Genomic DNA, 24,249 nt, shown 5'->3' on the forward strand with positions numbered 1-24,249 from the left:
CACCATATGCGCGAAGAGTGTTGAGCCATGAGGTTTGTCCCGCTTGGACGGTCGGATGCGCGGCTGATCGAGCTGACCGTTCGCTCCGACGAGCGGGGCAGCTTCACGCGGACCTGGTGCGCGAAGACTTTTGCCGAGCAGGGCATCGCGTTCGTCCCGATGCAGGGCAACAGCTCGGTGACGCGTCTCCGCGGCAGCATCCGCGGCATGCATTTCCAGCGTGCGCCAAGGCCTGACGCCAAGATCGTCCGCTGCAGCGCCGGACTGATCCACGACGTCATCGTCGACATCAGGCCGGACTCGCCGACGCGCGGCGAGGTCTATGCCTGCGAGCTCGGCCCCTCGACGGCGCGGATGCTCTACGTTCCCGCCGGTTTTGCCCATGGATTCCAGACGCTGACCGACGACGTCACGGTCGAGTATCTGATGGGCGAAGACTATGTCGAGCAGCTCTCGGACGGCTTCCGGCACGACGATCCGATGATCGGCATCCGATGGCCGCAGCCGGTGACGGTGTTGTCAGCCAAGGATGCCGCTTGGCCCTCGCTTGCCGAACGGGGTCTTTGGTGAAGCAGCATGACGACAGCGCGGTATCCTGGGGGAGGGATCTGGCGGCCACGGAGCGGCCCGATCGTCTCGAACGTTCTGACGATTTGTCGAGGAGGATCACGGAATGACGAACATTTTCGTTGATGCCACGATGCCCGATGACGAGCGGCGCCAGAAACTGTATCAGGGCGCGCTGTTCCTGCATTCGCCGACGCCCTCGCTCAATGCGCTGGTCGCGTTCGCCAGGGAGCTGATCGAGGAGGCGTTTCATCCCGATGATCCCCGGACGGCGCAATTCGAGCTCCCGGTCGAGCGCTACGTCGAGATCCTCGCCAGGCTGAAGCCGTTCTTCATCCATCACGCCCGGTCCAAGGAGCTGGTGCAGGGCACGCTCCGCGAGTTCGGCTGCGATCCCGAGTTGACCTATTTCGACGTGCCGCGGCTGCGGTCGGCAACCAGCAACGACTATCTCACCACCGGGATCGCGTTCGCATTCCACCCTCATCGCGACACCTGGTACTCGGCGCCGCCGTGCCAGCTCAATTGGTGGCTGCCGGTGTATGACATCGCGCCGGACAACGGCCTTGCATTTCATCCGCGCTATTTCGATGAAGCGATCAAGAACGGCTCCAGGACCTATAACTACTACGAGTGGAACAGGACCTCGCGTGCGTCGGCGGCGCAGCACATCAAGACGGATACACGGGTGCAGCCGAAGCCGGAGCAGGAGATTGCACTGGATCCGCAGATCCGGGTGATCGCGCCGAGTGGCGGCGTCACGATCTTCTCCGGAGCGCATCTGCATTCGTCCGTCCCGAACACCTCGGGCGTGACGCGCTTCAGCATCGATTTCCGTACCGTGCATTTTGCCGATGTCAGCAGCCGGCGCGGCGCCGTCAACATCGACTCGGAATCGACCGGCACGAACCTGCGCGACTTCCTGCGGGTGGCCGATCTCGCGCGGCTGCCCGAGGAGATCGTCACGCCATACGATCAGGTGGAAGCTCCGGCGGAGCATCTGGTCTACCAGCCGACGATCGTGCCGCTGCCGGCCGGCGATCTCGCGGCCGATGCCGCGCAGGCGTCGGCCTGACCGATGAAGTAGGGCTGACGCGTCATGCTGGACATCCTCAAATCCCCGGCTGGTCCGAGAACGCCGGCGATCGATCTCCACGATCTGGTCGCCGAACTGTTTCCGATCAACCGCAGCCTCACCGGGGCGGGTGTCCGTCAGACGCTCGGCATCGTCGCGCGGAATGTCGGGCTTGCGATTCACGAGGTGCCGTCCGGCACGCCGGTCCTGGACTGGCACGTGCCGGCAGAGTGGAACATTCGTCGCGCGACGATCTCGACCCTGTCGGGCCGCGTTCTCGTCGACTTCGCCGACAACAATCTGCACGTGATGGGCTACAGCAAGCCGGTCCAGGCGGTGCTCAGCCGTGCCGAGCTTGCCAAGCACGTCCATACCTTGCCGGACCAGCCTGATCTCATTCCCTACCGGACCGGCTACTATGCCGACGATTGGGGCTTCTGCCTGCAAGATCGTCTGTGGCGGGGGATGACGGACGACAGCTACCGCGTCGAGATCGACAGCGAGCTCTCGCTGGGGGCGTTGACCTACGGCGAATTCTTCGTCCCCGGGCAGACGGACAAGGAAGTCCTGATCACCTGCCATATCTGTCACCCGAGTCTCGCCAACGACAATCTCTCAGGGATTGCCGTCATGACGGCGCTGGCGATGCGGCAGGCGCAGCAGCCGCGCCGACTCGGATACCGATTTCTGTTCCTGCCGGCGACCATCGGCGCGCTCGCGTGGCTCGACCGCAACGAGCGGAATCTCGGACGTGTTGAACACGGCCTCGTCCTCACCTGTCTCGGCGATTCCAGTGGATTTCACTACAAGCAGAGCCGGAGCGGGGCGAGCATCGATCGCGCCGTCGCGCATGTCCTGAAGCACTCAGGCCATCCTCATGAGATTCTGCCATTCAGCCCCTATGGATATGACGAGCGGCAGTTCTGCTCGCCGGGATTCGATCTGCCGGTCGGGTGCCTGATGCGCGGCGTGCACGGCACGTTTCCCGAATATCACACCTCGGCGGACAATCTGGATTTCGTCAAGCCGGACTGTCTCGAGCAGTCCTACGCGGTCACCGAGGAGGTGCTGGATCTGCTCGATCGCGACCGCATCTATGAGCGCGTCGATGGGCGAGGGGAGCCGCAACTGGGACGGCGCGGCCTGTATCGCGCGATTGCCGGCCAGCGCGAGGCGGGCGGGGCGACGCAGATGGACCTGCTATGGGTCCTCAACCTCGCGGATGGCAGGCACAGCCTGCTCGACATGGCAATCCGGGCCGACGTTCCGTTCGCGCGCATCGAGGCCGCTGCGCGGATCGCGCTGGACGCCGATCTCATCAGAACACCGGTTTCATCATCGTGACGTCGCCGCCTTCGTACAGCACCGTGCAAGTGGTCCAACAACACCAGAGTGAGGCGTCATGAGTTCGCAGCCGGGCAAGCCCCGTATCGCCGTCTTCTCACTCCGAAACATCTTCGGCAAAGCCCTCAACCGCGGTCCCCATGTCGAGTTCGAGGACATCATCTGCGAGGTCGATTCCGCCGAGCTGTTCGCGCCCGAACTCGACCCGTCGAGCCGACGGGCGAGCTTCGCGACCCGGCTGGGCTACCACGCGCCCGTGCTGCTGAATCCCGGGCTCACGCGGATCAAGCCGCAGCAGCAATACGACGTTCTGTTCGCGATCTGCGGGTTCCCGCAGGACCTGATCATGTTCGACGCGATCGAGGATCTGAGAGGTGCGTGCGGGACCTCGGTGTGTCTGCTGGACGAGCTCTGGATCAAGGAGATCGCCAAGCACCGGCATTTCCTGAAGATCCTCGCCAAGTTCGATGTCGTGATGCCGTTCCAGATCGGCACGGTGAAGCCGCTCGGCGAGGAGATCGGCAAGGCTTGCGTGCATCTTCCGCTCGCCATCGACGCGATCCGCTTTTGTCCCTATCCCGATCCGCCCGAGAGGGTCATCGACGTCTTCAGCATGGGGCGTCGCTCCCGTGTCACCCACCAGTCGCTGCTCGCGATGGCGCAGCAGAGCGGCCTGTTCTATCTCCACGACACGATCGGCGGCAGCCAGGCCATCGACCTCCGGGAGCACCGGACGCAGATGGCAAACCTCGCCAAGAGAAGCAGGTATTTTCTGGTCAATCCCGGCAAGTTCGACGAGCCGCAGGAGACCGGGCGGCAAGTCGAGTTCGGCTACCGGTATTTCGAGGGCGCGGCGGCGGGCGCCATCATGCTCGGCGAGCGTCCCGACAATGACCTGTTTCCGCGGCTGTTCGATTGGCCCGAGGTGATGATCGACGTGCCGCACACATCGCCCGACATCGACCGGGTCATCAGGGAGCTGGACGGCGATCCGGTCCGCCAGGACCGGATGCGGCGAACCGGCATGGCCCAGACCTTGATGCGGCACGACTGGGTGTATCGGTGGGAGACGATCCTGGAGGCCACGGGTCTGCAGCCGATGCCGGGCCTCGCTGCCCGCAAGGATCGGCTGAAGAGGCTGGCGGAGATGGCGGCTGGCTCGGGGATGGCTCGCGAGCAGGAATTAAATCGCAAGCCGGTATTGTTGGCGCAGTGACGTTTCAATCCTTTTCTCCGCCACAAAGTGGCGTCATCGCTCCAGCGGCCTCCGCGAGCTATTTTATACCGGCTGCATTTTCGACGATCGGATTTTCATTGCCCTGGACGGATCTGTTTGGCCGTGACTGGGAATCGAAAGGTTGGTTACGATGATTGAAAGCGATTGAACGGAGATGTCGGAAGCCGTCGCCGCTTACTTCGAGGAACATCGGGAATCGAGCGATCTCGGACGCCGTGCGTTGCGCGGCGGCCTGATTTCCATCGTCATCCAATACGGCAATGCCGTGCTCCAGATCGGAGCGGCCATCGTCCTGGCCCGGCTGCTCGCGCCGGAGGATTTCGGGCTCGTCGCCATCGTCACCGTGCTGACGAGCTTCGCGCCGCTGCTGATCGACTTCGGCCTGCTCGATGCCACCGCTCAGCGCAGCAGGATCACGCCGGCCCAGGTCAGCGGCCTGTTCTGGGTCAGCACCGGCATCGGCGTTGCGGTGGCGATCGTCGTCGCGGCATCCAGCCCGCTGATTGCCTGGGTCTACGGTGATCCGCGACTGGAGCCGATCGCGCTTTGCGTCGCGATCACCTTCGTGCTGTCCGGGCTGACCAACCAGCATATGGCGCTGCTCCGGCGCACGCTGCAGTTCGGTCGCATCGGCCGGATCCAGTTGTTCGGCACGCTGGCAGGGACGGTTGCCGCCGTCGCCATGGCGTTCGAGGGCTACGGCTATTGGGCGCTGGTCATTCGTCCCGTCGTGACATCGATTTGCGTCGTGGTCGCCGCGTGGTCGGCCTGTCGCTGGAGGCCCGGCGTCCCCGTTTTCGATGCTGAGGTGAGGTCGATGGTCCGGTTCGGGCTGCACGTGGTCGGCTTCACCGTGGCCTATACCTTGTCGCGGGCGGTGGACCGGATCGCGCTCGGGCTGCTCTACCGGCCCGATCAGGTCGGCTACTACCAGAATGCGATGAACCTGTACGACAACTCGATCTATGCGGCGCTCAATCAGACGCATGCGGTGGGAAGCTCGGCGCTGAGCAAGCTGCAGGCGAATCCGGCTGCGCTTCGGCAGAAGTACGAGGTGGCACTCTCGATGCTGGCGTTCTTCCTGATGCCGGCGGCGGCGATCCTCTCCGTCACCGCGGAGGACCTCACCGTCGCGCTGTTGGGGCAGAAGTGGCAGGCTGCGGGAGGGCTGCTCAGCATCATTGCGCTGCGCGGCATTTCGCACGTCGTCGAGGGCTCGCAGGGCTGGCTGCATCTGTCGCTCGGGAGGGCGGACCGCTGGCAGACCTGGGGCATCATCTCTCTCTTTGCGCAGGTCGTTGCGGTGCTGGCCGGGCTGCCCTTTGGGCCGGTCGGCGTCGCCTGGGGCGTCGTGGCCGGATACTCGCTGATCGCGTTGCCGTCGGTGATGTATGCCGGACGTCCGATCGGGATCGGTGCGGAACTGGTGATCCGGGCCGTCGGTCCGCAGACCGTCGGCGCCGTTGCGACTGCGGCTGCGGGCTGGTGGATGCAAGCGACGCTTCTCGGAGCCTATCCCGCGCTCGTGCGCATGGTTCTGTCCGGCTGCTTCTGCGGCTGTCTCTATCTCGCGATCGTGGTCGGAATGTTCCGGGTCCGCGAGCCGCTCAGGATCGCAGGTACGATCATCCATGATTTCGCCGGCAGGCGCTGAGATGGAACGAAGGGGGCCTCGGACAGCACCGCACGTCGCGATTAACTATCGCAATCGTTAAATGCCACATATAAAATATCCCGTGATTTAAATGCTTTAAATGGTCATGGCCCGCGACAACCACCAAGGCTTGGATGTGATGGAGGTCGAGCCTGCGCCGCCAGCGCAGCGCGATCCCGAATGGTCGGTGGCCGGTTTCGCCGACCGACGGCGGCTCAGCATCCTCTGCGTCTCGCATATGCCGGCGAGCCCGCCGCGGTTCGGGGCACAGGCGCGCATGCACGGGCTGATGACCCAGCTCGCGCGCCGCCACGACCTCACGGCGGTGATGCTGGTCGATGACGCCTTCGACATCGACGAGTGCCGGCTGGCCATGCAGTCCTATTGCCGCGACGTGGTGCTGGTGCCGAACCCTTACGGCCGCGACGGTCTCGCGAAGCGGCTGCTGCAGCTGCGCTCGCTGGTCTCGGTGCGGAGCTTCGACCGGCTGCGCGTGGCCCTGCCGGAATTGCAGCGGGTGCTGGATCGGGTGCTGCGGTCCACGCGGTTCGACATCGTCAATCTCGAATTTCCCTATCTCGGTCACTGCCTGTTCCGTCAGGCGCCGGCAGGCGCAACGCCGCCGCGGCTGATCGTGGACTCGCATGAGATCGCCTACGATCTGGCGCGGCAGTTCGCGGCCACGGGGGCGAGCCTGGGCCGCCGGCTCTATGCCGGCGCGAACTGGCGCAAGCTGCGCCGCGAGGAGATCGCAGCCTATCGCCAAGCTGACGGCGTCTATCTCTGCAGCACGGACGATGAGAAGCGTCTGCATGACGACATTCCGAACGCCCGCACGGCGGTCATCCCCAATGCCGCCGATGTCGACTTCTATCAGCCGCGCGGTACCGATCCCGCGCCCGACGGCCGTACGCTGGTCTATTTCGGCCTGCTGTCGACGGTGCCCAACATCGATGCGGTCACGCATTTCGTGCAGGACATCTGGCCCCGCATCGCCGCGCGGCACCCGGATGCGCGCTGCAAGATCATCGGCGGCCGGCCGCCGCAGGCGTTGACGGCACTGGCCGGGCCGCGGATCGAGCTGACCGGTTTCGTGCCGGACCTGCGGCCGCACCTCGCCGCCGCGGCGGCGGTGATCGTCCCGCTCCGTCTCGGTGGCGGCACGCGGCTCAAGATCGTCGAGGCCATGGCGATGGGCAAGGCGATCGTCTCGACCAGCCTGGGTGCCGAGGGCATCGAGGCCGTCCCCGGGCGCGACATCCTCATCGCCGACGAGCCGGGCGCCTTTGCGGACGCGGTCAACGGCCTGCTCGCCGAGCCCGATCTCGCGGCGCGGATCGGCGGCGCGGCGCGGCAGGTCGCGGTCGAGAAGTATGCCTGGAGCGCGGCGGCGCAGGCGCTGGAAGACTTTTATTGCGAGATCCTGGAGGCAAGTTCGTGATGAAGGCCGTGCTCATCGGGGCAGGGCAGATCGCCCGCCAGCATCTTGCCTGCCTCAACACCTTGCCGGGCGTTCAACTGGCCGGCATCTGCGACCTGTCGCCGGCGACCGCGGAGGCCGCGGCCGAGCGCTACGCGATCCCGTCCTGGTTCACCGATCATCGCGCGATGCTGCAGACCGTGCGGCCCGATGTGGTGCATGTGACGACGCCGCCGACCTCGCATTTCCGGCTCGCGATGGACGCGCTGGAGGCCGGCGCGCATGTGATCGTCGAGAAGCCCGCGACCTCGACCTTCGACGAGCTGCAGACGCTGACGTTGCGCGCCAAGCAGACCGGCCGCCACGTCGTCGAGGACTACAACTACGTCTTCAACCGGGCGCCGCAGGACATCCTGCGCCGGATCGAGACCGGCGAGTTCGGCGCCGTGACCCATGTCGACGTGCTGATCTGCCTCGACATCCTCGGCCCCGACGGCTTTGCCGATCCGAACTCGCCGCATCCGGCGCTCAAATTGGCGGGTGGCGCGATCGCCGACTTCCTGCCGCATCTCGCCTCGCTGTCACATGCGTTCGTCGGCCCGCACCGCAAGGCGGAGACGGTCTGGAGCAAGCGCAAGCCGTCACCGCTGCCGTACGACGAGTTTCGCTGTGTGGTCGAGGCCGAGCGCGGCACGGCGACGCTCGGCTTCAGCGCCAGCGCTCAGCCCGACGCGTTCTGGCTGCGGGTCTATGGCGAGCGGATGCAGGCGACCGCCAATCTGTTCGAAACGCGGTTGACCTTCGATGGCCCGCGCAACGTGCCGAAGCCGCTGCGCCCGTTCTTCAGCGGATTGGAGGAGGGCCGCGACATCCGCCGCGCGGCGCTCTCGACCCTGCTGCGCAAGTTCAAGGGCCCGGGCGCCTATGAGGGGCTGTGGGAGTGTCTGGCGCGCACCTATCAGGCGCTCGGCGCGGGAACGGCCCTGCCGATCACGATCGAGGACGTCCTCGCGGTCAATCGGATGGTCGAGGCAATGAAGCCGACCGAGCAGGCGAACATGAGGGAGCTGGCGATATGAGAGCCCTGGTCACGGGCGCCAACGGTTTTCTCGGCCGGCATGTCGTCGATGCGCTGCTCGCCCGCGGCGTCGAGGTTCGCGCCATGGTGCGCCCGGCGACGCGCGTCGATGCGCTCGGCTGGCCGTCGTCGGTCGACGTCGTCAGGGCCGACCTGCGCACCTCGCGCGACCTTGTCGGCGCGTTCGAGAATGTGGACGTGCTGATCCATCTGGCGGCCGTGGTCTCCGGCGGCGAGGACGCGCAATTCGCCGGCACCGTGGGCGGAACCGAGCGGCTGCTCGAGGCGATGGCGGGCAGTGCCTGCCGCCGGCTCGTGCTGTGCAGCAGCTTCTCGGTCTACGACTACACGGCGACGCGCGATGTCCTCGACGAACGCGCGCCGCTGCAGCAGACACCTGACGTCTACACCCGTGGCGGATACACCGTCGCCAAATGGTGGCAGGAGCGGGTGACGCGCCGCTGCGTCGAGACGCATGGCTGGGATCTCACCGTGCTGCGTCCCGGGTTCATCTGGGGTCGCGGCCACGGCTATCTCGCCGCGCTCGGCCAGCAGATCGGACGCCACCACGTCGTGATCGGGCCGCTGACCCGCATCCCGATGACTCATGTCGAGAACTGCGCCGACGTCTTCGCGCTGGCGGCCAGGGATTCGCGGGCGATCGGCCAGACGCTGAACGTCGTGGATGGTCCCGGCGAGCGGGTCTGGTCCTATCTGTCGGACTACATGCGCGGCACCGGCGCGCGCGGCTTGCGGTTGCCCATCCCTCATTGGCTGGCCAGCGCCGTCGTGCGGCTGGCGTTTGCGACCGTGTTCAGGCGGGCCACGAAAGTGCCGGCGATCCTGACGCCCAAGAAATTCGATGCGATGCTCAAGCCGCTGCGCTTCGACAATCGCAAGCTGAGGGAGACGCTCGGCTGGACGCCGCCGCTCGACTACGAACAATGCCTGGCGCGGACCTACGGGCCGCTGCCGGCTTCGGCGCCAGCGCCGGCGTCCTGGTCGTCCGGAACGGCTGCTTCCATTTGAGGGCCGACAATGGTCCAGCGATGCCCGTGCCCTGTTAGTCCGCGATCTCGCGGGCGAGGCCATTCCGTGCCGTCCGTCATTTTGACGTCGCGCGTCTCAAACGGATTGTTCTGATGTGTGGCATCGCTGGGATCATCGGACGGGTGGACGACGACAACCGCGCCGCGCTGCAGCGGATGAACGACGCCATGCTCCATCGCGGTCCGGATGCCGGCGGAATTTGGACCTCGCCCGCGGACGAGCGTGGCTGGGGCGCGCTGCTGGCGCACCGCCGGCTCGCGATCCTCGATTTGTCGCCGGCCGGTGTGCAGCCCATGATCGACCCGGTCAGCGGGCACGTCATCGTCTTCAACGGCGAGATCTACAATTTCGCCGACCTGCGGCAGCGTCTGGTCGCCGACGGCCAGCATTTCAGCTCCACGGGCGATACCGCGGTGATGCTGCGCGCGCTCGGCCTTCATGGGCCGGAGGCGGTGGCGTGGCTGCGCGGCATGTTCGCGTTCGCCTGCTGGGATCCGAAGCAGCGCCGGCTGCTGCTGGCGCGCGATCCGCTCGGCATCAAGCCGCTGTACGTCGCCCGCGCCTCGAACCCAGACGCGGGGTGGTCGGTCGCCTTCGCATCCGAGCTGCGTGCTCTCCTGGCGTCGGGCCTTCTGGGCAGCGCCCAGCTCGATCCGCAGGCCGTCGCCAGCGGCGTCTGGAACGGTTTCGTGGTCGGCCCCGGTACCGCGGTGAAGGGCGTCGAGCTGCTGCCTCCCGGCCATCTCACCGCATTCGACGGCGTCGGCAACACCGTCCGCGATGAGGATTTCTGGTCGATCCCGGAGCGGGCTCCGGATCCGACGATGGATGAGGACCAGCTTGCCGAGATCCTCGAGGAGGGGCTGAGGCTGCACCTCGCCAGCGACGTGCCGCTCGCAGTGTTTCTCTCGGGCGGCATCGATTCCTCGGTCATGGCCAATCTGGCGCAGCGTGCGGCCAGGAGCCCGATCCACACCTTCACGCTGGCGTTCGAGGAGCAGGAGCTGAACGAGGGGCCGATCGCGCGACAGATCGCCGCCGCCATCGGCACCGAGCATCATGAGGTGGTGCTGACGGAGCAGCACTTCGTCGACAACCTCGATGCCGCGCTCGACAGCCTCGACCAGCCGACCTTCGACGGCTTGAACTCCTACTTCATGTCGCACGCCATCCGCGGCGCAGGCTTCACGGTGGCGCTGTCGGGGACCGGCGGCGACGAGCTGTTCGGCGGCTACACGTCATTTCGCGACCTGCCCATCCTGCAGCGATGGTCGGAGCGCACCGCCTGGGTGCCGGCCGGCGTCAAAGCCGCTGCGGCGAAGCTGGCCGCGCAGATGCTGTCGCCGTCGCGCGGGACGGTGGCGCCGCAGACGCGCTGGGCCAAGCTGCCGGAGATGGTCCGGTGCGGCGACGATCTCCTGGCGCTGTACCAAATGGCCTATGCGCTGTTCCTCCCCGGCTTTCAGCGCGAGCTGCTCGCGCCTGATCTCGTCGACACGCTGAACGATGGGCTGCCCGCCGCGATGAGAGCGAAGATCACCGCGGAGACCCGCGCGCGCACCCCGCTGTCGGCGATCAGCGTCATGGAGCAGCGCCTGTTTCTCGGCGAGCGCCTGTTGCGCGACAATGACGTGGCGAGCATGGCGGCCTCGCTGGAGCAGCGGGTGCCGCTGGTCGATCAGGTGCTGTTCGAAAGCGTCGACCGGCTGCCCGATGCGACGCGCTACGCGCCGCTGCGAAGCAAGGCGATGCTCAGGCGGATCGGCCTGCGTGGCCTCGATCCGTCGTTGTTCGACCGGCCGAAGAGCGGCTTCGTGTTGCCGCTCGATCGCTGGATACGGCGCGGCCTGCAGGATGCGATGGACCGGACCCTGCGCGACCCACAGGCGATTGCGCCGGTGGGGCTTGAGCCTGCGGCCGTGGAGCGCCTCTGGCGCGCCTTCCTCGATGGCGCGCCGGGGATCTATTGGTCGCGCGTCTGGTCGATCTACGTGTTCGTGCGTTGGTGCCACCGTCATCGCGTCTTCCACTGAGGCGCGATCGACATCAGGTGAGCGGGCTGCATCGAAGCGCGCGTGGTCAGGCTTCCGGCATGACGATTCCGCCGCACACTGGCACGCGAACGCCGGTCACGAAGCCGGCGAGGTCCGAGGCCAGAAACGCGATCATGTTGGCGACGTCCTGATCGTAGCCACGCCGCCCGAGCGGCACTGACCGCTCGTAGAGCGGCTGCACCTCGTCGCGGTCGCGGCGGTCCCTGTCGGAGATGACCCAGCCCGGGGCGACCTGATTCACCGTGATGCCATGCCCTCCGAGCTCCCGCGCCAGCGATCGGAGCATGCCGTCCATGGCGCATTTGGCCGCCGTGTATGGCGCGCGGTTGTGCAGGGCCAGGCTCGTCATCTCCGTGCCGAGAGAGATGAGGCGTCCCCATTTCCGCTCGATCATCGGTCCGGAAAACACCCGCGCGGTCGCCCAGGCCTGCAGGACCGAAGAGCGGAACACCTTGTCGAACTGGTCGGGTGTCTGCTCGACCACGGGACGTTCGTCGTACCATGTCACCGCATTGTTCACGACGATATCGACAGGACCGAGCGCGCGCTCGGTGGCGCGGCGCATGGCCTGCACGTCCTCGAGCTCGGCGACGTCGCCCGAGATCGTGCAGGCATGTTGCGGCTGAAGCTCGTTCAGCTCCTCGCACAGTCTTTCGGCGGCAGCCCGCGCCGTCAGATAATGGATCGCGACCTTCGCACCACAGGCCGCGAGCGTCCGGGCGATCGGCCGGCCGAGCTCTCCGGCCGCTCCGGTGACCAGCGCGACCTTGCCCGAGAGATTGATCTGGAGCGGGGACTTCAACGGGCGCAGCGCCGGATCGTCCGGCAGGGGACCGAGCGTGTTTCGCCGAATTCGTCGTGCAACCGCGCGCGCGATCCGCATCCACCCGTCCCCGAAAGTATTCATTCGCCCGGGTCGCAGTATTAAATGCGGGACTAATTATTTAAATTGCACAATTTGACGCATTTGTGCCGCAGCCGATCGAGCGGTGACGTGGGCCGATCCGCTCAGGATGCGCGCGGCGTCGGACTCTCGGCGAGACGGTTGCCGAGCGGCCAGTCTGCGCCGGACGCGTCATGCACCGCTCCGGCAGCAGGCGCAGGCCTGAACTTGTGCCGGAGCTGCCTGAAATACGGCTCGATGAAGCGCTCGATCGCCGCCGCGTAGATGACGGAGATCAGGAGCGCGAGCGGAAACAGGAGGTACGGCTTGGCGGCGATCGCGGGCAGGTTCTTGTCGATCGTTCGGATCACGACGTTGTGGATCAGATAGATCGCATAGGAATAGGTGCCGAGCGTCATCACCCAGGAGCGGTTGAGATCACGAAACAGCGGCGCGTCGGCGAAACGCACCGCGAAATAGAACAACGGCATCAGCGCCAGGCCCTGAAGGCTGTAGCGCGCGGTCTCCCGGAACACCGGATCACGGTAGACCAGCGAGACCAGCAGCGCCGCGACGGCGCCGGCCAGCAGCGCCCATTGGGCCGCCGACATCCGCCCCGAGGCAGAGCGCTGCCGCACCGGGTTCATGACCAGCGCCAGAATGCAGCCATAGGCGATCGAGTCGATGCGGGTGTCCGAGGCGTAATAGGTGCGGTCGGAGAAGAACCCAGGCGCATGCACGAGATGGAAGCGCCAGGCGAGGACGCCGAGACAGACGAGCCCGAGCAGCGCGCCGATGGTGCGCGGCCGCAGCGCCGATCCGAGCAGCAGCGTCATCAGCAAGGGATAAACGATGTAGAAATGCTCTTCGACCGCGAGCGACCAGAGAATGCCGGTGCCGTCGGGCACCGTGTTGCCGGGATCGAAGAACAGGCCGTAATAGTTGGCGAAATACAACACCTGGGCGGCCAGGCCCTTGACGGTCATTCCGCCGTCCAGCAGGCCGGCGGCGGTCAGGCCGTAGGCGATCGCCAGGGACAGCAGCAGAGGCGGCATCAGCCGGAACACGCGCCGCGCATAGAAACTGGGAACGTCGAGCCCCCCGGTTCGCTCATGCTCGGCCAGCATAAGCGTGGAGATCAGGAAACCGCTGAGGAAGAAGAAGATGGTGACGCCGAAGCCGCCGGGGACGATGGCCTGAAGTCCGGAATGGCCCAGCACCACGATCAGCACCGACAGCGCGCGGATGCCGTCGAGTGACGGAATAAGCGTGGATGCACTGCCCTTGATGTTCGTTCCGCGTGATGCCGCTGGCGCGGTCGCCCCGTCGCCGGGCGCCGTCATCGGCGGTAGAGCGGACGCGGCACGAAGGCGGCTGAGCTCGAGAATCTTGGCCATGCTGTCCAGACGGAGTCGGAGAAACACGTAGCTTCGTAATCGTCGTGTCAGTGCCGCGGCGATCGGTCGCCGAGCGTCATCGCGTGTCGGCCGCGGCGTGGCTGGCCCGCCAGAGCTGGGCCCGCTCCGCGTTGATCCGGGCGGTGGCGGCGCGCTTGCCCAGGCGCAGGCAGGCGTGCTGGTAGGCGCGGAGGAAGCGGCGGAATTCGAGATCGTCGTAGCGCGGCAGGCCCGTCAGCCAGCTCCGGAAATAGCCCCACAGCATCGCGGTGCTGCCGATCAGGGCGGGATAGGCCGGCAGGTGATAGACCGCCACCGCGAACTGATACAGCGGCGACGTTCCCATGAAGTACTGGCCAAAACCCTTGCGCAGCCGCCCGGTCCAGATGCCCTTGTGACTGGCGCCCTGCGGCCGCAGATGGATGAAGCGCAGCGCTTCGCTGTCGATGCTCTCGGCGATCCAGCCGAGCATGCGGCAGCGGTGGCAGTCGATGCCGTCCCACATCACCTGGCGCACGAAACCGCCGATCTCCTGGAAGCAGGCGACGCGGTAGAACTTGGTCATCCCGACCGACATCTCGTCGCCGCAGACCTCCGGCTCAAGCGCGCCGGTCTGGGGATGGACGAACCACGGCTTGCCCGAGGTGGTCCCGACCCGCGGATCGCTTTCCATCCGCTCCATCAGCAGCTCGAAGTAGCGCGCGGGCAGATCGAGGTCCATGTCGAGCTTGCAGAGATAGTCGAAATCCTCCAGCCGCACGCTCTCCAGCCCGGCATAGAACGCCTCGATCACGCCGGGCCCGACCTTGCGTCCGCCACGATCGGCGCGGCGGATCACGCGCAGATAGGGCAGGCGCTGGGCGTACTCGTCGAGAATGGCCGGGGTGTCATCGGTCGATCCGTCGTCCACCACGATCCACAGCGCCGGCGGCACCGATTGCGCAGCGACGCTGTCGAGAGTCCGGCGGAGGTATTGGGCCTCGTCCCGGCAGGGCGAGATGAGCAGGTAGCGGCGCGATGGCGTCACGTATCAAATCCCTTGCCGAAGGCGGAAGATTGCGACGAATCTCTGCCGAGCAGGGGCGTCGCCGGCCGCCTTTCAATAAATTAAATCGTGAATTAATATTATGTCAGGGCGCGTGTCAAAGTCATGGTGTTTTTAAATCGGCGCCCTCGTTCGCTGTGACCGGTCCTGCGAGAGGTTAACATGGATGGCATCGGCCCCGTGATCCCCGGCTGCACCCAGGCTTCGGCCCGGCCGGTCGCGCGTGGGACGCGCCGGATCGACGCCGCCTGCATCCGGGCGCTGCTCACGGCGGCGCTTGCCCTGCTGTCTGTCCGCGGCATTGCCGCAGCCGCCGAGCCGACCGCGTCCGCCGGGCCGTCACTGGCCGGCAATCTGCTGCCGGTGGAGCGTCTCGCAGCCTGGAATCCCGGGTTGATGTCAGCCGGCGGTATTCCGAACCGCACCATCATTTATCGCGCGCTGTCTCCGAGCGGGAGAGACGACAGCGGCGCGATCCAGGCCGCCCTGACCGCCGCGCCCGCCGGCCAGGTGGTGATGCTCGGCCCCGGGACGTTCATCGTCAACGAGCCGCTCCTGATCAGCCGGCCGGTGACGCTGCGCGGCGCGGGCGCGGGTGTGACCAGGCTGGTGAAAACCAACGGTGCACGGGCACGAACGTCGGCCGTGATTGCCGGCACCAAGGGAATCCTGACGCCGGTCGATCCGAGCACGTACAGCTATGATCCCAAGCCGATCATCATCGTCGGACCTTCGCGCTGGAACAATGGCCCCGACAGCAGCGCGTCGCAGGACCTGCTGGCCGACGGCGTTCAGGGAACGTCGACTGTGACCCTTGCCAACACCGCGAACCTGAAGCCGGGGGATTTCGTTCTGCTCGACGAGGTCTCGGGCGCATCGTGGCAGGCGACACCGGCCGGCTTTCCGGCGGGAGCGAAGGTCTGGCAAGGCGATCGGGTCGCCTGGAACATGCACGATCCGGTTCAGCCGGGGGACGACAATGCCGGCGCGAATGCCGGAGGTCCATATGACCAGACCCCCGGTATGCTGCCGAAGTCGATGTCGTGGTTCGCCCGGACCGACCGGGCGACCGCCGAAATCAAGGAGATCGCCTCGGTGACCGGCAGCACGGTGACATTCACCTCGCCGCTCACGATCAGCTATCGCAGGGATCACCAGGCGCAGCTCACGCCCTACAGCACCGACCCGAACAGCGGTCGCCACGCCGCCAACAATCGCGACATCCACGTTACCAAGGTGGGCGTCGAAGATCTGAGCATCATCGGCGGGGCCGACGGCGCGTTGCGGTTCGAAGCTGCTGCTTATTCCTGGGCGCGATCCGTCGAGGTGACGCAATGGCTCGGCGAGGGCGTGGCGATCAACAATTCGTTCCGGGTCGAGCTGCGCGACTCCTACATTCACGCCGGCTCGTGGCCGCAGCCGGGCGGGGCGGGCTACGCGATCAGCCTGGCGGCCGGCTCCTCGGAGGTTCTGATCGAGAACAACATCCTGGTCGATGTCTGCAAGAACATGGTGTTTCGGTCGTCAGGCGCGGGCAGCGTCGTCGGTTATAATTATGCCGACGACTCGTTCGATTTCGACAATCCCGGCTGGGTCGAGGTCGGCATCAACGCATCGCACATGGCCGGCGCGCATCACGTCCTGTTCGAAGGCAATCTGTCCCACAATGCCGACAGCGACTACACGCACGGCAACGCGATCTATCTCACTTTTTTCCGCAACCATCTCACCGGCCAGCGCCAGCGCTTCGTCGATCGCTCGGGCATCCGGGCCGTGGGTCTCGCCTACGGCTCGTGGTGGGATTCGTTCGCCGGCAATGTGCTGGGCCGACCCGGACGCATGGGCGGTTGGACCTACGACGATCCATCGATGCGGGCCGGCACGGCCGCCTGGGGGCAGGGCGGTGTCGGCAACGTCTGGATGCTTGGCTACGACCCGGAGCGATGGACCATGGCGCCCGATCCGAAGACGCTGGCCACGGTAATCCGCGGCGGCAATTTCGACTATCTCACCGGCAAGGTGGTCTGGACCGACGCTCTCGCGGCGCAGCCGCTGCCGGCGTCGCTGTATCTCAGAGCCAAACCCGGCTTTTTCGGCGATCATCCGTGGCCCTGGGTGGACCCGACCAGCGATACCAAGCTGCATACGTTGCCGGCCAAGGCGAGATTCGATGCGGGCGCGCCATTCGCGGCCGCGCCGGGATCAACGCAATAGAGCGGGCGTGAGACGTCCAACGGGTTTCCGTCAGGTGCGGACGCCGAGCCGCGGGCGCCAAGCCGGCCGTGTACGGCTCCAACGAGCCGGCCGCCTGTTCGCCGGCTGAGCGGCGGGCATGCTCTGTTGTGACCTCCGCCAGTATCGCGCGGCCTCGACCGTGACGAGCACGAACACCACCCAGGTCACGTCGAACGCGCGCAGCCACAGGGTTTCGAGCAGGTTGTAGAGCATGACGAACAGCGCGACGGACAGCAGGATCCACGCCCGCTTGTAGTCGTGCTTCATCACGCGGCCGATGACGTGAACGGTGGCCGCCAGAAAGACGAGGAGAAAGGCAAAGCCCACATAGCCCAGCTCCAGCATCGCATCGTAGTAGCCGTTGTGGGAGTTCGGCATGGCCTTCACCCAGCCGGGTGCATCGGTGATGCTTGGTGCGTCGGCGCCGACCAGCCAGAAGCTCTGATAGCCCCATCCCAGGAGCGGCCGCTTCGCGATCTCCAGATTCGAGAAGGCCCATATGGTCGTCCGGCCGGTGAAGCTGGAATCACCCGTCAGCAGATAGGCGATGCGGCCGGTCGTGAAGCCCGCGAGCTCGCCGACCACGAAGTAGCCGAGGATGATCGCCATCAGGATCAGAAGCGGTGCAACCCGCAGCGTTCTCGCAAGCGCCAGCGTCAGGACGGCCAGGATCGGGGCGACCAGAGCGAGGCCGAGCGCGGTCTTCGAACTGGACAAGAAGATCAGGACGACGGCAGCGGCGGCGACGACGATCCCAAGCGCGCGGCGCGTGCCGGGATAGAGCAGCTCGTGAACCGACAGCAGGAAGGCGATGGCAGCAAACTCGCCCAGCAGGTTCTTGCCCGAGAAGTAGCCCTGATAACCGATGTCGACCAGCGCGTTGCCGTACTGCGCGTAGGTCGCGTAGCCGCCGGGGATCAGCAGAACATTGAGGATCGCCCCCGCTGCAAAGCAGAGGAACATGCCGCGCAGGACGTCGGCGCTCGGCCTCGATAGCAGGGCGGGCAGCACGATGGCGGTGAGGACCATCGCTTCCTGGACGAAACGGACGAAGGCGAATTCGGGTTTGAATGCCCACGCAATGCTGGCGCCAGCCAATCCAAAATAGGCGCAGAGACTGATGATGTTGGGCGGAACGGAAAACCGCTCGCCGCGGGCGAGGCGTTGCATCGTAACGATGATGGCGACGGCCGCGAGAACAGGCCAGAAGACCCGGTTCTCGACCCTGCTCTCGAGCAAGCCCTGGAGTCCGGGCGATGGCGGGAAGCTGAAATAGATCAGCGGCTGAATGAGCGACGAGTAGGCGAAGGCGAGGACCGGAATCAGCGCGCAGACGTCGAACGTCCCCGCGGAGGCCTGCGGCCCGGCCGACATCGACGTGCTCGCTGCAATTCTCGGCATCAATCTCACTCGGATATTCGAACGGGGCGGCCCCCGGCAGCCGCCGGGAATACCGTCCATGATATTATCCAGAGATGGAATTAAATAAAAGAACCTTCGACGCGTGCTCGGAAGGTATCGCTGCGGACGCGCCGAAAATCTGCTCTGGCATTCACAAATAAATCGTATTAAATAAATCATGTGATTTAAAATTAAATAGTGGCTTTTAGGTCGCACGTTTTTCGGTCGGGGAGGTGCGGCAGGGGTCCGCGGCCCGGCATCCTCGTGCGGCGGGGCAGATTGAGGGAGAGCGGTTGATGCTGACCACGCATGAATTGCAGGAGCCGGGATCCTCCCTTTATCGCGTGGGGCGCTCCGGGGCGGGTCGCGATCGGCCGGAGGTCGATGCTGTCGCCCCGGCCGACGCCGCAATTCCCGACGACCTCGCGCGCGACGTCTATTGCGTCCTCGGAATACCGGTCGATGCCATCAACATGCGCGGCGTGCTGCGCCGCATCCGCGATGCTGCTCAACAAAGAACGCGGCTTCTCATTTCGACCCCCAATCTCAACTTCCTTGTCGCCAGCCAGTCGAACAGGAGTTTCAGGGAGTCGCTGATCCTGAGCGATCTCTGCACGGTGGACGGCATGCCGGTGGTCTGGATCGCCAGGCTGCTCGGGATTCCGATCAAGAGCCGGACGGCCGGCGCGGACATCTTCGACGCGCTGAAGTCGGAGGCCGCGCCGGCAAGCGCGCTGAAGCTCTTTCTTTTCGGTGGCCCGGAGGGGGCCGCCGAACGGGCCGCCCGGACGCTGAACGGTCAGTCGGCGGGATTGCAGTGCGTGGGCTGGTCGAACCCCGGTTATTTGTCGGCCGAGGAGCTGAGCCGGGATCACATCATCGACGAGATCAATTCCAGCGGGGCGGACTTCCTGGTTGCCTCGCTCAGCAGCGTGAAGGGACAATCATGGCTGCAGCGCAACCATGAGCGCCTCGAGATTCCAGTTCGCGCCCACCTCGGCGCCGCGCTCAACTTCCAGGCCGGCACCGTGAAGCGAGCACCGGCGTTCCTGCGCCGATCAGGCTTCGAGTGGCTGTGGCGCATCAAGGAGGAGCCCTATCTCTGGCGCCGCTACTGGAACGACGGCACGGCGATGCTCGGCCTCATGCTCACCCACGTGTTGCCGTTCGTGGTGTGGACCTGGTGGATGCGCCGCACGCATGAGCGGGGTGAGGCGCTGACCATCACGCAGGACTATGGGACACGCGCGGTCACGCTCAGCCTGTCGGGGCCCGCCGACTCGCGCCACGTCGACCGGGCCATTCCGGTTTTCCGCGCCGCGACGGCGTCCCGTAAGCCGGTCACGGTCGATTTCTCCAACGTCTGCGCCATCGATGCGCGTTTCCTTGGATTGCTGCTGATGCTGAGGAAGCAGTTGGAAGCCCAGGGCTGTACCGCGACCTTCGTGGGCGTTTCGCCGCTGATGGCCCGCATCTTCCGCTTCGGCGGTCTGGACCGGCAATGAGAGGGGGAGGCCTGTCATCGGTGGCATCACGGCTTCAGCAGTCGATGGTTCGATGATCGCCGCCGCGACGCTTGCCCGCGTTGCGAAGGATTGTCGGAGTCGTCAGTCCGGCTGGCGCCCATCGGCCGATCGTCGCCCATGGAGCGGCGCATGTTCGGAGCTCGACCGATGAGCGCAGCCGGCGGAAAGCGGCGCGAGCTTCTGATCGACTTCTATCGAAGCTGCGCGATGCTGTTCGTGTTCTATCATCACACGGCCAACGTCTTTCCGGACTCCGTCGATCTGTTCACGAAATTCAATCCCTTCGCCGAGCTGTTCGTCGTGATCTCGGGGTTCATGGTCGGGTACGTCTACCTGCACAAGGAGAGACACGGAGAACTCGTCGTCCGCGGCTTGAAGGTGCTCGCCGCCTATTTCGTCATCTCGGTGCCGGTCGCGATCGGCATGGCTGTTCTGGGGAAGAAGCGAGAGCCGGTGGGGCAGGCGATTTTCGACGTGCTGACGTTCCAGTCCGAGCCGACCGCCATCACCATCCTCAAGTTCTACGGGCTGATCTTCCTGCTGCTGCCGGTGATCCTGCCGATGTTCAAGCGCAGCAGGCTCCTGGTGCTGGCGCTGTCTGCTGCGATCTTCGTGGCCTGCACCTGGTTCAGCAATACGAGCACGGCCGCCGAGCTGGAGAATCCGGCCGCCATACTGTTGCTGTTCTCGCTCCAGGCGCAGATGTTCTTCGTGGTCGGTATCTGGCTCGGAGATCTTCATCGGTCCAACCGTCTGATCGGACCCGCGTTCTACACGGCGCTGGCGGGGATCTTCATCTTCGGGCTGCTGCTCGATTACAGCCTCGGCTTTCCCAGCAACGGCGAAAAATACCCCTATCGGTTCGACAAGCTCCTCAACCTGCTTTGGACATTGCCGCTGCTGTTGGCGCTGCTGTGGGCGGTGTACGCGCGCACCCGGCGATCGCCGGCAGTCGCGCTCATCCTCAACGTCGGCCAGAACTCGCTGATCGCGTTCCTCGGGTCGGAGGTGGTGCGGCAATCGGTAAAACTCGCGCTCCTCCTGGGCGGCGTCCACCCGCAGGTTTACGGCCAGACCGTGATGGGTCTGTTCGATGTCGTCCTGGTGACCGCGGTGCTTTGGCTCTACCGGGCGCACTGGCAGAACCGCCAGACAATGCTGCACCCGCTCAGCGGGCCGTAGGCGCATCTTTCGCCTGAAAGTGTTGCTCCGATGCGCTTGTTCGAATCCTCCCGGGCGGCTTAGCTCATCGCTAACCATTGGCCGCTAGCCTCTCGAGACGCCCGAGGAGGCATGAACAGATGTGGGTGATAGCGCTTCATTTTGCAGCCGGCGTGGTTGCCGGGACGATGTTCACGGTGCGCACGCTGCTGGCGCTTGCCGCGGTCGTCTTCATGGAGTGCATCGCCGCGTCGATCATCAGCGGGCTGCCGGCCGCGCTCTATGCCGGCGCCGGTCTGGTTGCAGTCCAGGTCGGCTATCTCTCGGGGATCTACGTTCGCAGCGCTCTGGAGCGTGCCGGCATCGCCCAGCCATCCATTCGCGCCGAGCACCAGCGCTGACGGCCGATCGATCTCCGTCATCGGTTGCCGTCCATGGCGCGCACCGGCCGGCGCGCGCCGATGGACCTACTCGGCCATCACGCTCCCGTAACGAGCATAGTATTTATGGTTGTAGTAGTCGCCGAAGTGATTGGCGTAGCGCTTCAGCGCCTTCATGTCGGTCTTGTTGAGCACGACGCCGAACAGGGCATCGTAGACGTTGGGCGCCGTGTTCAGCGCATGCTCGACCACCTCGGCGGGCGTCCGTCCCCATTCCACGACAAGGACGAAGCTGTCGAGCAGCGCCGAGATGGCCCGCGCATCGACGACGGGGGCGAGCGGCGGAAGATCGACGATGACGTAGTCATAGGCTTCGCGGAGCTGCTCGAACAGCTTGCGCATCTGCTCGTTGCCGAGGATATCGCTGGTGTCGCGCTGTGCGGCGCCCATTCCGGGCAGAAAATCCAGGCGCGTCACCGGGTCGGTCCAGACGGCGTCCGCGAGCTGACGCCCTCCCGAGACGATGTCGGCGATCCCGGTCCCGGCATCGGGGGCGAGCATGGCGGAGAGCGACGGATTCCTGAGGTCGCAGTCGACCACGATCACCCGCTTGCCTGAATTGGCGACCAACTGCGCCAGCGACGCGGCGATGACGGACTTGCCCTCGTTCGGCAGGGCGGACGTCAGTCCGAAGACCTTCCGCGACGTCCGGTTCGGGTCCTGGTCGATGGCGACTTTCAACGAGCGGATGGATTCGGCGAAGCGCGAGGTGGGCATCGCGGATGCGGCCCAGCAGGTCCCGGGGCCTCTCGAGACCATTCGCCGGCTGCCGTCCGGTTCGACCTTGGCGACGGCGTTGGCCGTCGCTTTCTTGGTGAACTTGTCGACTTCGCCTCGTTTGAGCAGAGGGACGACCGAGAGGCAGGGCAGGCGCAGGCGATCCTCGACCTGATCGGTCGTTCGAAAGCTGCGGTCCTTGGCCTCTGCGAGCAGGCCAAGGCCGCCGCCGAGCGCCAGGCCGCCGAACAGGCCGATCGCCATCAGCACGATGGACTTCGGCTTGATCTTCTTCTTCGGTGGCGTGGCGGCGGAAATCACACGCGCCTTGGCGATCGGGAAGGAGCCCTGCTGGACCGAGCCCATGTAGCGCTGAAGGAAGGTGTCGTAGAGGGCACGATAGCTCTTGGCGCTCGTCTCCAGCTCGCGGATGCTGACCTCCGCGGCCCTGGTGTCCTGCGACTTGCCAACGGCTTGCGCCAGCTGCCTCTCGATCTCCTGCTGCTGCTGCTTGGCCTCCGCATAGTCATGCTTGGCGACGTCGGCAAGGCGCCGCACCTCGTCGAGCATCGCCTGACGGATGCTCTTCATCGTCGCACGGATATTGACGACGGCGACGTGATCGTTGCCATATTTCGCAGCATATTCGTACTCGCGCTTGGCGTTATCGAGATATTGCTGACGCAGGCTGTTGATGATCGTCGTGCTGTTGGAATTGCTCAAGGAGAGGCCGTCCGGCGGATTGAGATTGCCGCTGAGTTCCGCCGGGGAGAAGTCGGAGACGGCGGCAATGCGGTCGACCGGCATATCGGCATTGCTCGTCGCGAGCATGTCGTCGAACCGATTGAGCCGGGTCATCAGCGAGGCGGTATGGGTGCGCGCCGCCACCAGACGGTTAGTGAGTTCTGTGACCTGCTGCTGGTCGATGAGCTTGCCGTCTGCCGAAACGATATTGTACCGGCTCTTCAGCTCGTTGACGGCGCGCTCGGCCGTCGTCGCGTCGTTGCCGAGGTCCTGCAGGCGGTCGTGGAGCCAGGCCGTGATGGTGCGCTGCTCGTTGGCCTCCGCCTTCAGCTGCTGATCGAAATACTCCTTGGCGATGGCATTGGCGATCATCGCCGCCCGATGGGGATCGCTGGCGCTGAAATCGACCTCGACGACCGAGCTGGTGCCGATCCTGAAGGCGTTCATCCGGCGCTGGAATTCGTCGAGGAGATCGTCCATGGACGGCGCGTTTGGCTCCGGCGCCAAACCGACGAGCCTGCGGACCGCGTTGACCGCACCGTGCAGCGGGCTGCCTTTACCGTTGAAGTCGGGGTCGTCGGCCAGGTTCAACTGGTTGATGACGCTGGTCGCGATCGACTTGGATTTCAGGATCTCGATCTGCGACTCCATGTCGAGCGGGGGCTCGTCCTGAACCGCAGGTTGCGGCTGCACGACCGCGGCCTTGGAGGTGCCCAGCATGATCTTGACGTCCGCCGAGTAGGTCGGCGGCAGGATTTTCAGCAGGGCGAAGCTGGCCAGGAGCGAAAGCACCGTGGTGATCGCAATCACCAGATAGTGCCGGCGCAGGAATCCCAGCGCCATGTCGAACGGCCCGGGTCCGTTCCGGTCCCAACCCTGCTCCTGCTGAGGGGGGTAGGCAGCCGTGCTCGCGTTGGGATTGTGCAGCATGTTTTGAAGCTTCATCAGTTGCGTTTCGGACGTCGGAGCCGTCCGATTGCCTGCGAGAACGAGAATTTATATATTCGGAGCCATTAAATGATCTGGGACTGCCGCTTGATTTAATTTATATTAAATAAGGTTTTGCTCAGCAAGTGGCCTTTCGAATTAAATATCGCCGGTGTGGAGCGCGCCCGCGCGCCAGCAAGGGCTTCTCCGGCCGGCGGATACCGGCGTCCCGCTCGCCTGCGTCTCGGTATTTGGCCGTGGCGTAACGGTGTGTAACGGCCGTCGCCGGACCAT

18 protein-coding genes are annotated in these 24,249 nt (G+C 65.4%); 13 read left to right on the forward strand and 5 right to left on the reverse strand.

The features are described from left to right. The first annotated feature begins 27 nt into the window (after positions 1 to 27). From QW845_RS18040 to asnB, 9 genes are all read left to right on the forward strand, one after another. Complete coding sequence (locus QW845_RS18040; RefSeq protein WP_315802909.1) at positions 28 to 570, forward strand: dTDP-4-dehydrorhamnose 3,5-epimerase; 543 nt, start codon at positions 28 to 30, stop codon at positions 568 to 570. A gap of 103 nt (positions 571 to 673) precedes the next feature. Then, a complete protein-coding gene (locus tag QW845_RS18045; protein WP_315802910.1) occupies positions 674 to 1,642 on the forward strand; it encodes a phytanoyl-CoA dioxygenase family protein in 969 nt (322 codons plus the stop codon). A gap of 24 nt (positions 1,643 to 1,666) precedes the next feature. Beyond that, positions 1,667 to 2,986, forward strand: coding sequence for a DUF4910 domain-containing protein (locus tag QW845_RS18050; RefSeq protein WP_315802911.1), 1,320 nt, complete (start codon positions 1,667 to 1,669; stop codon positions 2,984 to 2,986). A 58-nt stretch (positions 2,987 to 3,044) separates the two neighbouring features. Beyond that, entirely contained in the window at positions 3,045 to 4,202 is a 1,158-nt protein-coding gene (locus QW845_RS18055) for a glycosyltransferase (protein WP_315802912.1), read from the forward strand. A gap of 175 nt (positions 4,203 to 4,377) precedes the next feature. Further along, positions 4,378 to 5,877 carry a lipopolysaccharide biosynthesis protein gene (locus tag QW845_RS18060; RefSeq protein ID WP_315802913.1) on the forward strand — a complete coding sequence of 500 codons (1,500 nt, stop codon included), beginning with the start codon at positions 4,378 to 4,380 and terminating at the stop codon, positions 5,875 to 5,877. A 139-nt stretch (positions 5,878 to 6,016) separates the two neighbouring features. Continuing rightward, complete coding sequence (locus QW845_RS18065) at positions 6,017 to 7,318, forward strand: glycosyltransferase family 4 protein (protein WP_315802914.1); 1,302 nt, start codon at positions 6,017 to 6,019, stop codon at positions 7,316 to 7,318. After that, positions 7,318 to 8,376 (forward strand): Gfo/Idh/MocA family oxidoreductase, encoded by a 1,059-nt coding sequence (locus QW845_RS18070; RefSeq protein ID WP_315802915.1) that lies wholly within the window; start codon positions 7,318 to 7,320, stop codon positions 8,374 to 8,376. Before QW845_RS18065 ends, QW845_RS18070 begins: the two co-directional genes overlap by 1 nt. Further along, a complete protein-coding gene (locus QW845_RS18075) occupies positions 8,373 to 9,404 on the forward strand; it encodes an NAD(P)-dependent oxidoreductase (protein ID WP_315802916.1) in 1,032 nt (343 codons plus the stop codon). The genes QW845_RS18070 and QW845_RS18075 overlap by 4 nt, the downstream gene beginning before the upstream one ends. A 113-nt stretch (positions 9,405 to 9,517) precedes the next feature. Further along, positions 9,518 to 11,458 (forward strand): asparagine synthase (glutamine-hydrolyzing), encoded by a 1,941-nt coding sequence (gene asnB / locus QW845_RS18080; protein WP_315802917.1) that lies wholly within the window; start codon positions 9,518 to 9,520, stop codon positions 11,456 to 11,458. Between the two features lie 46 nt (positions 11,459 to 11,504). Here the strand turns inward: asnB and QW845_RS18085 are convergent, their stop codons facing one another. From QW845_RS18085 to QW845_RS18095, 3 genes are all read right to left on the reverse strand, one after another. After that, complete coding sequence (locus QW845_RS18085) at positions 11,505 to 12,281, reverse strand: SDR family NAD(P)-dependent oxidoreductase (protein WP_315802918.1); 777 nt, start codon at positions 12,279 to 12,281, stop codon at positions 11,505 to 11,507. A gap of 206 nt (positions 12,282 to 12,487) precedes the next feature. Next, a complete protein-coding gene (locus QW845_RS18090; RefSeq protein WP_315802919.1) occupies positions 12,488 to 13,759 on the reverse strand; it encodes an acyltransferase in 1,272 nt (423 codons plus the stop codon). Between the two features lie 76 nt (positions 13,760 to 13,835). Beyond that, positions 13,836 to 14,786, reverse strand: a complete 951-nt coding sequence (locus QW845_RS18095) for a glycosyltransferase (protein ID WP_315802920.1) — start codon at positions 14,784 to 14,786, stop codon at positions 13,836 to 13,838. A 180-nt stretch (positions 14,787 to 14,966) separates the two neighbouring features. On the opposite strand from QW845_RS18095, the gene QW845_RS18100 reads away from it, so the two are divergent. Next, positions 14,967 to 17,018 (forward strand): right-handed parallel beta-helix repeat-containing protein, encoded by a 2,052-nt coding sequence (locus QW845_RS18100; protein ID WP_315802921.1) that lies wholly within the window; start codon positions 14,967 to 14,969, stop codon positions 17,016 to 17,018. Positions 17,019 to 17,048: 30 nt separating this feature from the next. Here QW845_RS18100 and QW845_RS18105 read toward each other — a convergent pair whose 3' ends face one another. Beyond that, on the reverse strand, positions 17,049 to 18,440 hold the full coding sequence (locus tag QW845_RS18105) for an O-antigen ligase family protein (RefSeq protein ID WP_315802922.1): 1,392 nt from the start codon (positions 18,438 to 18,440) through the stop codon (positions 17,049 to 17,051). Positions 18,441 to 18,736: 296 nt separating this feature from the next. Here QW845_RS18105 and QW845_RS18110 point away from each other — a divergent pair, with 296 nt between their 5' ends. From QW845_RS18110 to QW845_RS18120, 3 genes are all read left to right on the forward strand, one after another. After that, on the forward strand, positions 18,737 to 19,945 hold the full coding sequence (locus QW845_RS18110; protein ID WP_315802923.1) for a WecB/TagA/CpsF family glycosyltransferase: 1,209 nt from the start codon (positions 18,737 to 18,739) through the stop codon (positions 19,943 to 19,945). A gap of 168 nt (positions 19,946 to 20,113) precedes the next feature. Continuing rightward, entirely contained in the window at positions 20,114 to 21,148 is a 1,035-nt protein-coding gene (opgC, locus tag QW845_RS18115; RefSeq protein WP_315802924.1) for an OpgC domain-containing protein, read from the forward strand. Between the two features lie 119 nt (positions 21,149 to 21,267). Continuing rightward, on the forward strand, positions 21,268 to 21,528 hold the full coding sequence (locus QW845_RS18120) for a hypothetical protein (RefSeq protein WP_315802925.1): 261 nt from the start codon (positions 21,268 to 21,270) through the stop codon (positions 21,526 to 21,528). 66 nt (positions 21,529 to 21,594) lie between these two features. On the opposite strand, the gene QW845_RS18125 is transcribed toward QW845_RS18120, so the two are convergent. Beyond that, positions 21,595 to 23,958: a polysaccharide biosynthesis tyrosine autokinase gene (locus QW845_RS18125; protein WP_409997942.1), complete on the reverse strand. Its 2,364-nt coding sequence runs from the start codon at positions 23,956 to 23,958 to the stop codon at positions 21,595 to 21,597. Between the last annotated feature and the right edge of the window lie 291 nt (positions 23,959 to 24,249).

Origin of the sequence: Bradyrhizobium sp. SZCCHNS3002 (assembly GCF_032377435.1) — a bacterium.
Lineage (GTDB): Bacteria > Pseudomonadota > Alphaproteobacteria > Rhizobiales > Xanthobacteraceae > Bradyrhizobium.

Excerpts from the sequence above, each read along its gene's own strand:
- QW845_RS18040 (WP_315802909.1), top strand. The coding sequence starts at position 28 with ATGAGGTTTGTCCCGCTTGGACGGTCGGATGCGCGGCTGATCGAGCTG.
- QW845_RS18045 (WP_315802910.1), top strand. The coding sequence starts at position 674 with ATGACGAACATTTTCGTTGATGCCACGATGCCCGATGACGAGCGGCGC.
- QW845_RS18050 (WP_315802911.1), top strand. The coding sequence starts at position 1,667 with ATGCTGGACATCCTCAAATCCCCGGCTGGTCCGAGAACGCCGGCGATC.
- QW845_RS18055 (WP_315802912.1), top strand. The coding sequence starts at position 3,045 with ATGAGTTCGCAGCCGGGCAAGCCCCGTATCGCCGTCTTCTCACTCCGA.
- QW845_RS18060 (WP_315802913.1), top strand. The coding sequence starts at position 4,378 with ATGTCGGAAGCCGTCGCCGCTTACTTCGAGGAACATCGGGAATCGAGC.
- QW845_RS18065 (WP_315802914.1), top strand. The coding sequence starts at position 6,017 with ATGGAGGTCGAGCCTGCGCCGCCAGCGCAGCGCGATCCCGAATGGTCG.
- QW845_RS18070 (WP_315802915.1), top strand. The coding sequence starts at position 7,318 with ATGAAGGCCGTGCTCATCGGGGCAGGGCAGATCGCCCGCCAGCATCTT.
- QW845_RS18075 (WP_315802916.1), top strand. The coding sequence starts at position 8,373 with ATGAGAGCCCTGGTCACGGGCGCCAACGGTTTTCTCGGCCGGCATGTC.
- asnB (WP_315802917.1), top strand. The coding sequence starts at position 9,518 with ATGTGTGGCATCGCTGGGATCATCGGACGGGTGGACGACGACAACCGC.
- QW845_RS18090 (WP_315802919.1), bottom strand. The coding sequence starts at position 13,759 with ATGGCCAAGATTCTCGAGCTCAGCCGCCTTCGTGCCGCGTCCGCTCTA.
- QW845_RS18100 (WP_315802921.1), top strand. The coding sequence starts at position 14,967 with ATGGATGGCATCGGCCCCGTGATCCCCGGCTGCACCCAGGCTTCGGCC.
- QW845_RS18105 (WP_315802922.1), bottom strand. The coding sequence starts at position 18,440 with ATGCCGAGAATTGCAGCGAGCACGTCGATGTCGGCCGGGCCGCAGGCC.
- QW845_RS18110 (WP_315802923.1), top strand. The coding sequence starts at position 18,737 with ATGCTGACCACGCATGAATTGCAGGAGCCGGGATCCTCCCTTTATCGC.
- opgC (WP_315802924.1), top strand. The coding sequence starts at position 20,114 with ATGAGCGCAGCCGGCGGAAAGCGGCGCGAGCTTCTGATCGACTTCTAT.
- QW845_RS18120 (WP_315802925.1), top strand. The coding sequence starts at position 21,268 with ATGTGGGTGATAGCGCTTCATTTTGCAGCCGGCGTGGTTGCCGGGACG.
- QW845_RS18125 (WP_409997942.1), bottom strand. The coding sequence starts at position 23,958 with ATGCTGCACAATCCCAACGCGAGCACGGCTGCCTACCCCCCTCAGCAG.